The following is a 15,149-nucleotide window of genomic DNA, read 5'->3' as shown; positions in this document are numbered from 1 at the left end:
TCAGCCAAGTTTTTATTGCTGAATAAGGGTTGCAATGTCACTTACTTCAGTTACCGTATCGAGCCATCCTTCCATAATAAGCGCAGGCGAATGAGTGGTCAAAATAATCTGCGCATTCGGATTCAGTTCTCGTATCATGGCGATGAGTCTTTGTTGCCACTCTATATGCAGAGAAGCCTCGGGTTCGTCCATAAAGAGCACACAATGTTCGTTATTGCGCACCAGTACGGTAAGCAGAATGAGCAACATCTGTTTCTCGCCCGACGAGAGTTTGTCCGGGAAGAGCAGGTCGCCATGCTGAAAGAAGGCTATATCATTCCGTTTGCGGTCTATTGTTTTGGCGGTATAACTGAAGAGACTGTCTACCATATCCTGAAACTTCCGTTTAGGAACGGAGAGTTCGGCAGCTTTTTCCCTATTCTCCGGCTCGGCACTATTGAGCAGTTCAATCATCTGATTGCCTATATTTACCTGATAGTCCAGATACTTTCGTTGCAACAGATAGAGCTGCCAGTCGAGTTCCGACTTCACATGGCTACCGGGTATTCGGCTTGTAATATCAGCCCACATCAACGGTTTGTCGTAACTAAGAATCACATCATAGGGAATATAAGTAGCTTCCGGGTCATCAAATAGTACACGTACACCGTTCTTTCTGTCGTTTTTCACCTCTCCCGAAAGCTCTTGCAGATATCTCACCGAATGATTAAGGATAGTCGTCTTGCCCACTCCATTAATACCGGATAAGATATTTACATCAGGACGAAGTTCCCACACGATGTTAAACTGTTGCCAGAGATTATCAATCTCTATACGTTTGATGTAGCTTGCCTGCTTTTCCATGATTCAATGTTTTTTAATTAGACTCAGCGTTACGTGGATCTCTTTCTTAGCTCTTCAAAATAAGTATCGAGTAAGTTCTTTGCTGCAACAAATGAGGTTAGCTCTGCCTTCAGCACTTGTTGTTCTTTTTGTTCCAGCATGCTTCCTATTTTCTCATTGTTATAGAAACTATCTTTGAGTTGCTCATTGATGGTTTCGTACATCCAATACTTGCTTTGTTGGTTGCGACGATAGTCAAAATATCCGTTGGCTTTTACAAAATCCACATAGTTGTACACCATATCCCATATTTCCTTTACGCCAAGGTTGTAGAAGCCCGAGTAGGTAAGCACCTGTGGCAGCCACCCCGAATCGGGAGCAGGAAACAGATGCAAAGCATTGCGAAACTGCGTTGCGGCAAGCTTGGCTTTGTCTATATTATTACCATCGGCTTTGTTGATAACGATACCATCTGCCATTTCCATGATGCCGCGCTTGATACCTTGCAGCTCATCGCCCGTTCCTGCCAGTTGAATGAGCAGGAAGAAATCGACCATGGAGTGAACCGCTGTTTCGCTCTGTCCCACTCCTACGGTTTCTACAAATATCTTATCATAGCCGGCAGCTTCGCAAAGAATAATTGTTTCACGAGTTTTGCGTGCCACACCTCCTAAAGAACCAGCCGACGGACTGGGGCGGATAAACGAGCTGGGATGCACCGAGAGTTGTTCCATGCGGGTTTTATCTCCCAATATACTCCCTTTGCTTCGTTCACTACTGGGGTCAATGGCAAGTACAGCCAATTTTCCACCACGCTCTAACACATGTAACCCGAACACATCTATCGATGTGCTTTTGCCGGCACCCGGCACACCACTTATACCTATGCGGATAGAGTTTCCGGCGTGAGGTAGACATTTTTCGATTACCTCTTGTGCCAATGTATGGTGTTCGGGCTTTAAGCTCTCTACCAGTGTAACCGCCCGGCTAAGGATCGTTACATTGCCTTTGAGTATACCTTCTACATAGTCGTTAACAGAAAGTTCCACCTTTTTCGGACGGTGTATTTTCTTGAGATACGGATTTACACTGGCAGGTTGTATTATGCCTTTGTTTACAACAAGTCCTTTGTATGCTTCGTTATTTTCGGGATGTTCCATAGTGCTTTTAGAGTTTTAGATTGATAGTTACAATAGAGCGCGAAGGGTCATTGGTAACTAATAGAATCCGTAACCGTTTTTTCTTATCGAGATGTTTCTTATGCAGCGTAATCTTTAATTTTGTTTTCCCACCGGGAGCTATGATCGAGCTTTTCAAGTCTACTCCTACCGCCGGGTTGAACACTTGCAGTTTACTGATTTCCAGCGCACTTTTACCACTATTGGTTATAGTAACCGTATGCGTTGTTTTGGTTTTGCCCGCCATCTCCTTGCTGAAATCAATCTCTTCTTCGGAGAGTTGGATTACGGGTGCGTTTTGAAGCTGCGCTTCGGTCAGGTCGGAGGTATTTGGTAATAGCACCACAGAGAGGGGAATTTCGTTCTCTTCGCTTACCTTATCGCCTGCAAAGCGCGAAAGATAGACCGATGTTTGTGTCAGCCCCATATCGAGTACCCTTGGATGAAGCGTGAGCGTGATCGTTCCTTTTTCTCCTTTTAATAAGGTCTTCGGTTCTGCCGTTGCCGAGCAATAAGAAGGCAGATGCATCAATATGGGTTCATAAACACGAGACGATTGATTTACTACGGTTATCTTCATTTCGGGGTTTTCGCCATGCCGCACTTCGGGGAACTCTATTTCATTAACACTGATGAGTATATCATCAAAGCTAAACAAGTTCAGGTTGGAGAAGTCGGTAACCTGCCTAACCACCTCGCCTGTGAAGTAAATATAGGTAAGTGGCGCTGTGGGGGCATTGCTGTAAACACCTATCGATTTATGGAAATGTCCCAACTGCTTAGCATCAAATGTAGCGCTGACTGTTCCTTTCTCGCCCGGTTTAATGGGAGTTTTAGTCCAGTCTATGGCAGCGCAAGCGCAAGACGTAGTGATATTGGTTAATACCAAAGGAGCATTACCAGTGTTGGTTACAGTGTATTTTACCTCTATCGGCTTTTTCCACTCTATTTGTCCGATAGTATTAATTTCTTTATCTAATGTAATGCGTGGCTGGGCTTGTATAGTAATAGATACAAACACAGCCAGCAGAAGATAGGTTATTCTCTTCATAATTCTACTTGGTTATATGCGCAAAGGTAATACATTTTTAAGAATATAGAATTATTCGCCAACTGCAACCCTTACTGAGCCCGAATGTGCACTAAACTCCGGTGCATAGGCACTCTGCATCGTAGCTAATCCGCCTTCATAGCTACCTGTACGACTTACTCTATAGGCATATTCCAATACATACACACCCTTCACAAGCGAATCGAAGAAGAAGTTGGTAGAAGCATCTTTTACCTCTACATAATAACCTGTACCAGCACCCCAGCGATAGCCCGAGAGATTTAGCTCCGGTTCGAAACAAGCACTTCGCTGATCTTTTAATTGCACAAAGTCCATGGCCCGGTCTAAGCGGATAGTGATGCGGGAGATTACTTTATCGCCCACGCTAAGTTTTGTTGTTTCGGTTATGGGGAAGAGCTGTTTAGTATTATCCACCAACCTCTCTACATAAAGTTTCTTCTCTACACTCAGTTCTTTACCATAGGCAGAAACATGACCTATTTCTTCCTGATATTGCGCATAAACCGCACCCCAGGCAATACCTGCATCTTTCTTCTCGACCGTAACTTTGGTGGGCTTACCTACCATACTTTTATCGGTAAAGGATTCTTTGATGTATGCCATACCCGGCACAGACTTATCGGCAGGAGCAAGTGTATTCAACGTTTTATTATTCAGGCGTATATTAACTTCTCCGCGACTATCGAGCATCGCACTGTCTCCTCGTTTCAGTAAAGCATAAATGGCATTGGCAGTAGCTACGGGAGAGCTCCATTGTTGCGTTTGTTTCTGCTTCAGAAGCCAAAGTTTCATTTCTTCTATAGTTGCCTCATCGCCCGTTACTACATCAAATGCTTCCATAGCGTAAACGTGTGTAGGTATTTTCAGGTTAATCCAACCATACAAATGATCGTTGAAAGCAAAGTGCATACCCTGCTCATCCGTTTTTATCAGATGTTCCTTGATACTTGCCATGAAATCGGAGGTTTCTTGCGCTTTATTGTTTTTATGAAGCACAATTGCCGCGCGAGCCTTCTCTCCTACCGACATTGTAGTTATTGACTCACTTATCTTACTTAGGAAGTATTGACAAGCAGCCTCATTCTTTTCGGGTGTTTTCGCACCAGAGACAGCTATTAAGTAGAGATAGTTCAAAGCAGTATTTGATATACCCTTGACTTTCTCTTCTTTCTCTTCGAGTTTAAGCAACCTTTTGTACTCTTTGTCTGCTTCGTCGTGCAAATAGCCGAAGGCTTGCTGCTTCATCGTAAGCATATCGCCATCCAATGCTTTTCCTGTAAGGTTTTCCAAACGAGCAAGTTGTTCGACTACGTAGGTAGTGATATACCAACTGCCGTTCATTCCTTTGAACCAAGTCCACGAACCGTCTGCCAGCTGCAGTTCCTTAAGCTTATTGATGGCACTAACACGGTTATTCTGTACATTGTTCAGGTCGAAGAGAGTGGCTATACGTTGCATTTGTTCCCTTTCGGAGGTTGCTTCCATAAGCCAAGGCGATTCTTCGAGTAAGATATTCTTCACATCCTGGTTCTTCTGCAGGTTACTCAGGAAGGTCTCTTTCGTTCCACCTTGCGCTTTCCATACTTCTACCATATTTTTTAGTTTGGGGGTGGTATTCAGTATATGGGCAGCAAGTTCGTTGGCATAGAAAGCAGAAGCCCACGATATGGCATTATCGTTGGTGGGCTGCACAACCGACGGCAATGCTTGCACAGCATACCACATCGGATTTCCCGAGAACTCTACCGTGAGTTTACGATTTGTTGCCGTTTTGCTGTTATTATTAAAGAGGTGACCGAGTGAAAATTCTCTCTTTTCATTGCCACGGATGGGCATAGCCACAGATTCGGTTATGAATTCTTTGTTGCTTAACACGGGCAACAGATGTTGCTCACCATCGCTAAAGTTGCCTCCTTCGGCCACTAAGCGACAGGCTATCATATCATATTTATCGGTAGCAGTAAAGTTGAAACTCACAGCGGTTGTTTTTCCTTTCTCTACGCTGAATGGTTGTTTCTGGGTAGCTATCACCTTCTCGGTTATCGGATCAAAAAGAGTTAATGTAACCTTACCCGACATATATTCCTCCGTAAGGTTGGCCACGGTAGTAGCCACAGATGTATTATCGCCTACTCGCACAAAGCGTGGCAAGTTGGGTGTAATCATAAACTCTTTGCTGGTTACAGCTTCACCTTCGAGCATTCCTGTAAACATCTCTTTGGTATGTGCGTAACCGCAGAATTTCCAACGGGTCAGGCTTTCGGGCATGGTAAAGGAGATAACAATTTCGCCGGCTTCGTTGGTACGTAGCTGCGGGTAGAAGAAAGCGGTTTCGGAGAAGTTGGTACGCAGGGTAGATGTTGCCTCCGCTGTATTATCAACTGAGCCCAATTCTTCTTCTTCAAAAGCTACATTAAGAAACATCCCGTCTGCTTCCGGCATTGCTCGCGACATAGCGTCTTCGGCAGTAGATTTCATTACCGCTCCAGACATACCTCTTATTTGAACAGAGGATTCGGGTGCCACATATTTTAATTCGATTCTGCCTTCATTTATAGTCCAGAAATGGTCGTAGACCAAGTTTGGATATTCAAGACGTGTATTCTTAGTTACCGGATAAAAATAATTACTCCGTAGCGCATTGAAATTCCAAGTAGAATTCCACAAAGAACGATCATAGTAGACACGTAACTGTTGATCTCTTTTCCATATCTTGTCTAACGAAGCATCGTACATTAAAGCCAGCAATTCCGCGTCGGCAGGCGTGTTATCGGGGTTGGTTAGTACCAGTTGCCACTCTTCTTGTTGTCCCGGACGTAGTTTATCTCTAAACACTTTCCATTTCGCAGTAAGTATTTTCTTCGGTTCTTTCTTCTTCAGTTCAAAACTTTGCGTATAAAACTGCCCCTTTTTCATGAAGTGATAATTCACAGTCACACCCTTTCCATATTCTTCTTTGTATGGTAATTCAAAGCGTCCGATAGAATCGTCAAAATAGCCATGATGGAATTCTAACCTATGATTATTAGTATATATTTCGCGAAACATATACACATCTTCTTCGGAGGTTCCAAAAACAAATGACGCGGGTGTTTCTTCATCAAATTCCGTATTGATTGGGTAAAACCACATTTTCGACTCTACAGGCGCACGGGTATCTTTCAAAGAGAAGAGAATCACAGATTGCTCTTTTACCACTTCGCGTCCTTGCTCATCGTTTGCTTTTGCTATTATTTTATAGCCTCCGGAAGGAAGGCTCTGCCAAGCAAACAGCTCTGTATTTTTATTCGTTACAAATGTATCGGTCAATACAGGCTTATCTTCGATCGTTTGCTTTTCGTAGTCGCTATAGCGATAGAGTTCATACGTACCGGTTACTTCAATAGGCTTGTTGCTCAGGTTTACAGCGGAGAAAAGTGCCTTAATGGAATCATCCTTGTTGATGCGCTCGGCAAGTTCCAGCTCCAGCATCATAGAGCGATTACCTGCATTCAACGCAATGGTTTCCGTTACGGTTTCTCCTGCCTGATTGGTTACGGTTACAGATAAGGTAAAGGTGTACATCAAGTAATCCGATATAGCTTTTGTTTTATCTGCCTGAAGGCAAACCGGTATCTTAAATTCGCCCGAATCAGCTATATCCATACTGCCCGAATCTATTATTTCGTTATCGAAGCCCAGTCTTCCCCAACCCCGATAGACCATACGCTCCATTTTATAATTAAGCTGTGTGTTTTGAACAGCTACTCCCGCAAAACTTTTAGCTACTCCTGCTACCTCCACGGTGTCATTGAGTTGATAACTGCGTTCTGGCTTTTCGAGCGTTACCTCAAAAGTAGGACGTTTATACTCTTCAACCCTGAAGTAGGTACTGCCATTATCTGCATGAATAGAATAGCTACCATTCAATCCGCCCGCCGGTAATGTAAAGCTGGCGGTATAAGAGCCAAACTCATTGGTAGTAACCTTCTGTTCGCTTATAACCCTGCCGTTACTATCTTTTAGAATAAGGTTATCATCATCATCGGCAATTACACGAGCATTGTTTTTTTCGTTTTTATTATAAATCACACCCTTTACAAGGACAGTTTGCCCCGGTCGATAAATGGAACGGTCGGTAAGCAACACCGTATGGTATTCGGATTTCTCGCCTCCCAACCGGATGCTGGTTACAGAAATGTTTTGAAGTTCTGTAGCTACATCATCACCTTTCTCTATGGTATAATAGCGAAGAGCATCATTACAATCGGCCCATGCCATACCGCCTTTATTAGTGGTTAGCGACACCGCTTCTTTATGTTTGCCCTTATCGTTTGTAAAAAGACGTATGGTGGCATCCTTCACCGGACGACCGGTTTCGGCATCCAATACAGCCATTATAAAACGACGGTTATTGACCAACTGATGCGTTATTAATCTTAGTGAGGAGACGTGGAACAGCCTTTCGTTTGTTTTAATATTCTTGGCATCCGGAACAAGCTGCATGATGTACAACCCTACCCCGGGTGCTTCAAAATCTAATGTAGTATTGGTAATTTTATAATCTCCGGTACGTTTCAATGCATAATGCTTGCTACTAACTTTCTGAGCATGATTGGTAAGTATAGTCGAAAGTTTCCTGTTCCTTACCAATTCCGATGTTACCGGCAAATTTACTTTGAAGCAATTGAGTGTAAAGCCATCTAGCTCTTTGTGACCTACATTCAGAGTAACCTTCTCGTTGGGATACATAGCGCGAGAAGTCCACAAAGTTACTTCCGGCTTAGTAAGTTCTCTTCGCAAAGACTTCAGCATATTAATGCGCTTATACTTCGGGAACCGAGCAATGGTTTCGTCAAGTATTTCCACTGCTTTCACTATATCTTGCTTCCTGCGGTAAAACTGCGCCAATTTATGATAAGCCTCGGCAGATATTTCTTTATCTTTAGTAGCCTCAATCAGTTCGGTTAGTTTATTGAAATACGCTTCTCGTGCTTTCTCATCGAAGTTATAGCTATCTTTTCTCAGCCTTTCCAGGCTAACAAGCAACCAGCCTTCTACGTTTCCGCGTTTTTTATAAATATCTATCGCATTTGCATAGATTGTATTTATTCTTTCTTCCGCCAACTGATATTCATAGCGCAAGCTATTCAACGCCTTAACCGCCTGTGATACCAACAAATGATACAAATCGTGCTTGTAGTACTCACTTGCATCTCCCAAAACCACAAACGGAAGGTATTCTTTCGACGAGGCGTTGAGCAACAACAGGGAGTCTTTTAGTGCTGCCTCGGTATGTTGCATCACTTTATCCTCAAACATATTGGCACTCCACTCGCGCATATCGTCCGAAGGCTCGTCTATAACAGCTGTTCGTTGCCGCAAACTCCAATAATTTTGCGACGCGTAGTCCGCATATTCAGTCGCTAACAGAGAATGAAGTATTGCTTGGGTTTTAGGATTTTTTTCTGACTTTACCCACTCTTCCAGTTGTTTAATGTGTACGTAGATGCTATCGGGTGTTAATGTTTCCTGCCAAGCGGTGCGTGCCGTATAGGCTTTAAACATCTGTCCGGCATTTTTCTCTTTTTGCGCTTTGGCAAATATATCTTCTGCTATTTTTATGGCTGTTTGCGGAAGGCTCTTACTACGCGCCTCGTCCAACTGTTTCCATAACTTATCATACGATTGAGCTTGTAGCAATACACAGTTTACCGACAAGATTGCGAGTACCGCAAGAGTGATGATTCGTTTCATTTTAGTTCGTTTTGGTTTCTTTTTATCCTCTATAAATACAATTAAAGAGTAAATCTTACTGCGAGAAATGGTATTTCACAGTTATTTAACAACAAATTAAAAGAAATTATGTTTGACAACCTTTTTTTTAGGGTTAAAAAAGGTTCAGTGCATGAAGAGGGCCTGTTTATATTCTATTTGTTTGTCATAATTTCCAACACCATCCTGTCTGTTTCGTTCATGGCTTTAGAGCCTATGGCTGTAAGATTCCGGATACTCTTATCCACATCTTTATCTACAATACCCTCTACCGAAGTAACGCATCTGTCTTCCATCGCCATCATTGCCGATAACACTGCGGTAGATACACCACTCGCCACTTTCAATGCGCAACTGGGTTTAGCACCATCGCACAACATACCCGCAAGGTTGGCAATCATATTCTGCACGGCATAAGATACTTCTTTGTACGTGCCACCCATGAGCCATGTAATGCCACAGCTTGAACCCGTAGCAGCAACAACACAACCACACAGGGCAGAGAGCCGACCCAGACTTTGTTTGATGTAGATAACCGTGAGATGACTAAGCATCAGGGCACGAATCAGCTCCTCACGTGATTTGTTTGTTTCTTCGGCGTAAACCACCACAGGAAGCGTAGCGGATATACCTTGATTTCCACTTCCGGAGTTACTCATCACAGGGATAAGCGCTCCTGCCATGCGGGCATCACAAGCGGCAGAGGTGTACGAAAGGATACGGGTATAGATAGAGTCGCCCATAATGGTTTGCTTAGACCGGCAACACAACATTCTGCCCACCGAATGTCCGTAGTTACCTTCGAGAGCTTTCTCGGCGGCGGCTTTATTGATGGTGGCTGTTTCGAGAATAAACTCTATTTCGTGAAGCGGAGCGGTGGTAGCCAGTTCGTACACATCGTGAAGAGAGAGTTCTACGGTATGTTGTTGTTCGTCATCGCATCTTTTTTGTTGTTGCTTGTCGAGCAGCACCTGTTCATTGCGAGCAATGTAAGTAAAATTGGTATGACCACCCGAAATAACAACTACCGATTTATCTGCCTCGTCTTCGCAAATAACCTCAATATATAGCTTCTCGCAAGTCTCTTTCAGCGAAATATTGATTCTTCCTTCGTCTATGTATTGTTTGCTTTGTATTACAGACTCGGGGGTAGTATCTTTTAATACTTCGAGACAGTAATCGGACTTACCGATAAGCGCACCCAAAGCAATGGCAATAGGTAATCCGGTCATGCCTGTGCCCGGTATACCTACTCCCATGGCATTCTTTAGGATGTTGGGGCTGAGATAGACAGTAATTCTATCGGGTAGGTTACCCAATACATCGGCAGCTTTAGCTACACAGAGCGCCACGGCTATAGGTTCCGTGCATCCAATGGCGGGAATAACTTCTTGCTTAACTAACTCTACCAACTGTTTTCTGACCGATTCTATCATAATGTTACTTTTTCAGGCGTTTAAGGCTTAGCAAAAGTAACAAAAGTAGTCTAAACCGCCATACATATCTGTTATAAATACATTTTTGCTTATTTCCCCAAAAAACAATGTTGCGCTAAGACGCTTCTGAGAGGGGTATTTATGCCCCAAATACTTGACGCGTCAACTCTTTATACTTGAAGCGTGTAGTCTTTATACTTGACGCGTCAAGTATAAAGACTACACGGCTATGCTATTTAACTTGATCTGTAACATATAATAGATAAGGGGTCGTCTACCCTTTCAGCACCATCTCTATTTCATTTACTAATTGCGGTCATCAGTATCCCAATTCATAACTACTTATTTCGATTAGATTTAGCTAATCAGTCAATAGATATTTATCCATTCGTTTAATAAACTTACCGACCTCCTTACTATTATACTTTTCGATACATTCAAGAAGGATTGCTTTTTTATATTTCAAGTCTACCAAAGGAGAAGGCTCTATTGTTTCAACAAATGCTCTGGCATATTCTTTAATTTCTTGAAAAGCCTCTGGCTTATACCTTAGAATATCAAAGTACACCGTTTGAGATATATCATGCTCATTAATGTGTATGTCCTTAAATGCCTCAGAGATACATACACAAAGAAAATACTCCGTCAATAACTTTCGCTGTACCGATTTTTTTGACAGTTCTGTAGTTTCAACTTGACCAAAGCAAGTTGAAAGAAACAGAAAGAGCAACATAAGAATAGAGAATGTCTTTTTCATGATTTTTAAGTATCAGTTAATGTTACCTTACCCCTTTTGTTTTGTATTGGTACTTCCCTCCAACAAATACTAGCACTACAGTTTCTTTTTGTTCTATCGGAAATTGAAGATAACTATTGTGCTCTTTAAAATAATGATATTCTTCGGGGAAAACATCGGCTAGATATTTCCATCTTATACTATCGCATAGTTTAATCTCCTTAATGCCATCATAAGAAAAAGCAACTAGTGTCTCTCCTATTCGAGAATAGACAGTCAATGGTGTTTGCATTAACTCTTGTGCATTCATTGCGTAACTTAATTCGTAGAATATAGTGTCAATAGACTCTCTCATAAATACATGCATAACTTTACTTCTAACAGGCAACTTAACGCTGTCAAAGTACAGCCTTATTTCGCGAACTAACTCTGCGTTATTTATCTCATAAAACGAAATATTAGAAGAGGTCGACTCCCTACAGCTACAAAAAAAGATAAATAGCACTATAGAAAACACCACATATTTTATCGCCGTCCAAAACATAGTAAATGAATTATTAATATAAAATTCTTCTCTCAATGAAATTCCCACCTACAAATGTAAGTACCCAATATTCACTTTTTCCTAACCCTCCTGGCACAGGGGAAACATTGTATTTTTGATAATGGTCGTATTCTTCGGGGTATCTTTCCGAAAAATAACTCCATAGCAATTCTTTCGAAAAGGCAATCTCTCTATTTTGAAGAAAGCAAAAAGCCACAACTTCCTCACGCACCTTGGCATAAAGGATTAATGAACCAGATATTGGTGCGCGCTTAAAATGAAATAAATTATAAATTGTTGTGTCATTATAATGTGTAACTTGTATGAACAAATCTCTTTTGTGAGAATGCGGAATTATCACACTGTCGTAAAATAATTCTATTTCATTCACTAATGCGTCGTTAGTTAGTTTATACAAACAAAAATCTTGTTCGTACAAACTGCTCTTGCGAGGGTTATTGCCGCAAGAAGAAATTAAAAAGAGCGCTGTTATCAATAAAAAATTTCTCACCATGTTCCTTTGCTTACGTGATTAATTGATACCATGCAGGTTGGACCTTACTTTATCAATACAAAAATGCTGAATTTTATTCAATGGTTGAGCATCTTTGCTGCTTTTTCTATTCTTCCGGTTCTTTTCTGTTTCTTCTCTTTTGGCGCTGTTTAAATTGCTTCAAGTCCTTTTCTAAACAAGATCACTTGAAATACATATCAAACTCTATTGTCGCATCTAATAAAGTTAAAAATTCCGCTATCTCTTTCGTTATAATTATACTAGGCATATTATTTACGACCATTATAACCAGGTATATTTTTACAGAAAGACTGTTTCTTTTTGCATACTTTGCCAATGTTTTCACCTTACCATCTAGTATAGACATGAATGATTGAAAGACCTCTTCAAAACTGGATGTTTGCATTCGCGGCGTTTGCATTTCCCAACAGGTCTCCTTACGATAAAGATTATCACGGATCATATCGCCTTTGTGCCACGTTGCAGTTGGCTTTATCTGAAGAATTTGGGTTAACTCAGAAAGATTGAGCTTTTCTTCTTCTGAAAACACAGACATTTCTATATACATTTCACAGGGAATAGGTTTGTTCCCTGCCTCAAATACATATTTTTGCTCTTTCATATATGTTAATCCTTCATCTTTCATCAAAATAAAATTTATCAATGAAATGTTCCAATATCCATCCCACTTCTGTTGGCTCGTAATTTTTATCAAAATGAAGTCCAACTTCATCACTAGATAATTCCCGAATTATAAAAGCAGTATCCTCTTCTAAAAGAACATTTATGGAGTTTTCTTTATTATCCGAGAATTCTAACTTAGAAAGTATTTCTTTGTGATTCTTTAATAGGTTATTAATTAAATAATCATACTCTTCTCTTGTTAAATTGATTCTAACTTTCATCGTTCTTTCTTTTTTGAGAGGTTTATTCGTCTACCTTTTCAGCACCATCTCTATTTCATTTATTAATTCCGGAATGAAAGATTGGTCTATCTCGTAATTAATCATTAACATTGATTCATACATATTGTGAGTATAATTATCAACATCTACATAATTCAATTTTAATGATACAGCAATACATCCAAATTCAAGTTGTTTAAAGCAAATTTCAAGTTGTCCTTCTATTGGTCTAAACAGCACTGAATTAATTTTATTTGCATGGAGCAAATTTAGTTCTTTTAGAAGATCTTCAAGATCAAATCTATAACTTTCTATATTTTGCGATGCTTTATAAAAGGCATAAGAAATAGTTGATGAAAACCTAATACTTTGTTCTTGTTCGTTGTCAAAAGAAAAATCAGATAATTTCATTACTATCTCTCTGCTCTTGTCGTAAAAATGTATCATAGGCTTATTCTGTTTTATTTGGCAAATCAAATATAGCTCTAATTGTTTACTCTTTTTTACTATTAGAATTAGCCAATCTCTTCACAACATCTTCCGTCTTTTGTTTTATTTTGCACCAATACACAATCACAGCGTCATATCCACCTGATTGTTTTTTTTGGCAGTCATTAAAAACATACAATATACCAATATTTGGAGTTCCGTTGCGAACAAATCGTTCACGTTCCATATCAAAATAATCCTTTTTATCAGCAATTGTTTTTCCACTACTCCCTGTAATAAAGCCTATTTTCTTTCCTGCAAAATCAAAATCCATCCGAGGTTTATAAAAAATGGCATTAAAATAGGTACTTTCGTATTCATTTAATACAGGGGACTCATCAACCCCCATTTTATTTAAGTCTTCCAATATATCTTTGGGGATATTTCTAAAGGTAGATTCTTGTCCTTGCAAATTCAGGTTTAAAAAGGAGCATAATATAATTAAAATTAGTCTCATATTTCTCAATTATTAAGAGATTTCATCAGTATCCCAATTCATAACTACTTATTTCGATTAGATTTAGCCAATCAGTCAATAGATATTTATCCATTCGTTTGATAAACTTACCGACCTCCTTACTATCATACTTTTCGATACATTCTAGTGACTTTACCTATATCATAAATTTGTATTCATGGCATTTCACTTATTAGGAATAAGATTTTATTAAGGTCTACATCTACTTCAAACTTAGCATTGTCTCCGTTAGCATAGCCTTCATTATAGAAAACAAAATTATGATTATTGTCGAACACAAACAAGACACCCCTCTTAATGTACTGGAAATCAACTAAGTATTTTATTGATACAACTCTGCTTTGGCTTAACCATTCTACATGTTTTTCAATAGGTTTATATGCAAATTGCTGACAAACAACATTGATAGGAGCATCCTTTTGTTCTCTGATAAATACATTCTCTTCAGAACAGGTTATATCAAAATATGAATCTATCTCAATGTATAACCTAACAATTGATTCAGGTTGCTCATTGAAATAGAACCATTCTAAGAGTATTTTCTTAATTGTTTTTCCGATAATTTTCTCTGTACACATGGCTATTCTTTTTTTGTTTAACTTCACATTCCAAATATGAAGCATATAAAGAAAATAATTATAAAGTACCATTGTTATTGTGAATTACAATCTTCTCCAAGAGTCTTCAGCTCTGCATAAAAACGTATAAGATAAGAAGGTTTATACTCTTCTGGCATTTTTGAGTTATCTCGATAATACAAATAATCAGCACGTACTTCATGACTATTTATCTTATAATCAGTATTCTTGAATCTATTTTTCAAAGCTGATATTTGTGTGAAAGCATCAATACTAAATATCTTATACCTATTGGCATCCATTTTTTCTGTATAAGCATATTTCTTTAATTCGATGTCTATCTTTAATTCTTTATTTATATAGCGATAGTTTCCGTTTTCAAGAAGCAATAAACCAACCTTACTTGAAGCAATAGTATCATTTCTTTCAGTATTATTTAGCATATCTAAAAAGCCATATTTAATTCCTCCAACTTCCACTACTTTAACTTCTTTGCGAGAGTCAAGATAAATATACCATAATCCCTTTTTGCCAAAGTATATCTCAGAGGGTGAATTTGAGAATCCTTTAATCCCCATAATTGCAAACAGCAATAATAGTGTAATACTTTTATTCATCTTATAGTTGGTGCAAATTATTACTT

14 protein-coding genes are annotated in these 15,149 nt (G+C 39.7%); all 14 read right to left on the bottom strand.

The window, feature by feature from the left end; translation table 11 throughout:
- Positions 1 to 12 precede the first annotated feature (12 nt).
- Positions 13 to 843 carry an AAA family ATPase gene (locus D0T50_RS12285; RefSeq protein ID WP_163223824.1) on the bottom strand — a complete coding sequence of 277 codons (831 nt, stop codon included), beginning with the start codon at positions 841 to 843 and terminating at the stop codon, positions 13 to 15.
- Positions 844 to 872: 29 nt separating this feature from the next.
- Positions 873 to 1,982, bottom strand: coding sequence for a methylmalonyl Co-A mutase-associated GTPase MeaB (meaB, locus tag D0T50_RS12280; protein WP_163223823.1), 1,110 nt, complete (start codon positions 1,980 to 1,982; stop codon positions 873 to 875).
- A 7-nt stretch (positions 1,983 to 1,989) separates the two neighbouring features.
- On the bottom strand, positions 1,990 to 3,051 hold the full coding sequence (locus D0T50_RS12275) for a DUF1573 domain-containing protein (protein WP_163223822.1): 1,062 nt from the start codon (positions 3,049 to 3,051) through the stop codon (positions 1,990 to 1,992).
- 51 nt (positions 3,052 to 3,102) lie between these two features.
- Positions 3,103 to 8,808 (bottom strand): alpha-2-macroglobulin family protein, encoded by a 5,706-nt coding sequence (locus D0T50_RS12270; RefSeq protein ID WP_163223821.1) that lies wholly within the window; start codon positions 8,806 to 8,808, stop codon positions 3,103 to 3,105.
- Between the two features lie 173 nt (positions 8,809 to 8,981).
- Positions 8,982 to 10,262 carry a serine dehydratase subunit alpha family protein gene (locus D0T50_RS12265; RefSeq protein ID WP_163223820.1) on the bottom strand — a complete coding sequence of 427 codons (1,281 nt, stop codon included), beginning with the start codon at positions 10,260 to 10,262 and terminating at the stop codon, positions 8,982 to 8,984.
- 361 nt (positions 10,263 to 10,623) lie between these two features.
- Entirely contained in the window at positions 10,624 to 11,019 is a 396-nt protein-coding gene (locus tag D0T50_RS12260; RefSeq protein ID WP_163223819.1) for a hypothetical protein, read from the bottom strand.
- Positions 11,020 to 11,041: 22 nt separating this feature from the next.
- Complete coding sequence (locus D0T50_RS12255) at positions 11,042 to 11,353, bottom strand: hypothetical protein (RefSeq protein ID WP_163223818.1); 312 nt, start codon at positions 11,351 to 11,353, stop codon at positions 11,042 to 11,044.
- 202 nt (positions 11,354 to 11,555) lie between these two features.
- A complete protein-coding gene (locus D0T50_RS12250; protein WP_163223817.1) occupies positions 11,556 to 12,056 on the bottom strand; it encodes a hypothetical protein in 501 nt (166 codons plus the stop codon).
- 181 nt (positions 12,057 to 12,237) lie between these two features.
- Complete coding sequence (locus D0T50_RS12245) at positions 12,238 to 12,702, bottom strand: DUF4279 domain-containing protein (RefSeq protein WP_163223816.1); 465 nt, start codon at positions 12,700 to 12,702, stop codon at positions 12,238 to 12,240.
- Positions 12,692 to 12,961, bottom strand: coding sequence for a hypothetical protein (locus D0T50_RS12240; RefSeq protein ID WP_163223815.1), 270 nt, complete (start codon positions 12,959 to 12,961; stop codon positions 12,692 to 12,694). The genes D0T50_RS12245 and D0T50_RS12240 overlap by 11 nt, the downstream gene beginning before the upstream one ends.
- A gap of 30 nt (positions 12,962 to 12,991) precedes the next feature.
- Complete coding sequence (locus D0T50_RS12235) at positions 12,992 to 13,408, bottom strand: hypothetical protein (RefSeq protein ID WP_163223814.1); 417 nt, start codon at positions 13,406 to 13,408, stop codon at positions 12,992 to 12,994.
- 46 nt (positions 13,409 to 13,454) lie between these two features.
- The gene (locus D0T50_RS12230; protein WP_163223813.1) at positions 13,455 to 13,907 is read right to left on the bottom strand and encodes a hypothetical protein; all 453 of its coding nucleotides are present in this window, start codon (positions 13,905 to 13,907) and stop codon (positions 13,455 to 13,457) included.
- A gap of 176 nt (positions 13,908 to 14,083) precedes the next feature.
- Entirely contained in the window at positions 14,084 to 14,506 is a 423-nt protein-coding gene (locus D0T50_RS12225) for a hypothetical protein (RefSeq protein ID WP_163223812.1), read from the bottom strand.
- A gap of 74 nt (positions 14,507 to 14,580) precedes the next feature.
- Positions 14,581 to 15,123: a hypothetical protein gene (locus D0T50_RS12220; RefSeq protein ID WP_163223811.1), complete on the bottom strand. Its 543-nt coding sequence runs from the start codon at positions 15,121 to 15,123 to the stop codon at positions 14,581 to 14,583.
- Positions 15,124 to 15,149: the final 26 nt, after the last annotated feature.

It is taken from the genome of Bacteroides sp. 214 (genome assembly GCF_010501015.1).
Classification (GTDB): domain Bacteria; phylum Bacteroidota; class Bacteroidia; order Bacteroidales; family Bacteroidaceae; genus Bacteroides.
The sequence above is the reverse complement of the archived record's forward strand: the minus strand, read 5'-3'. Positions and strand labels throughout refer to the sequence as shown.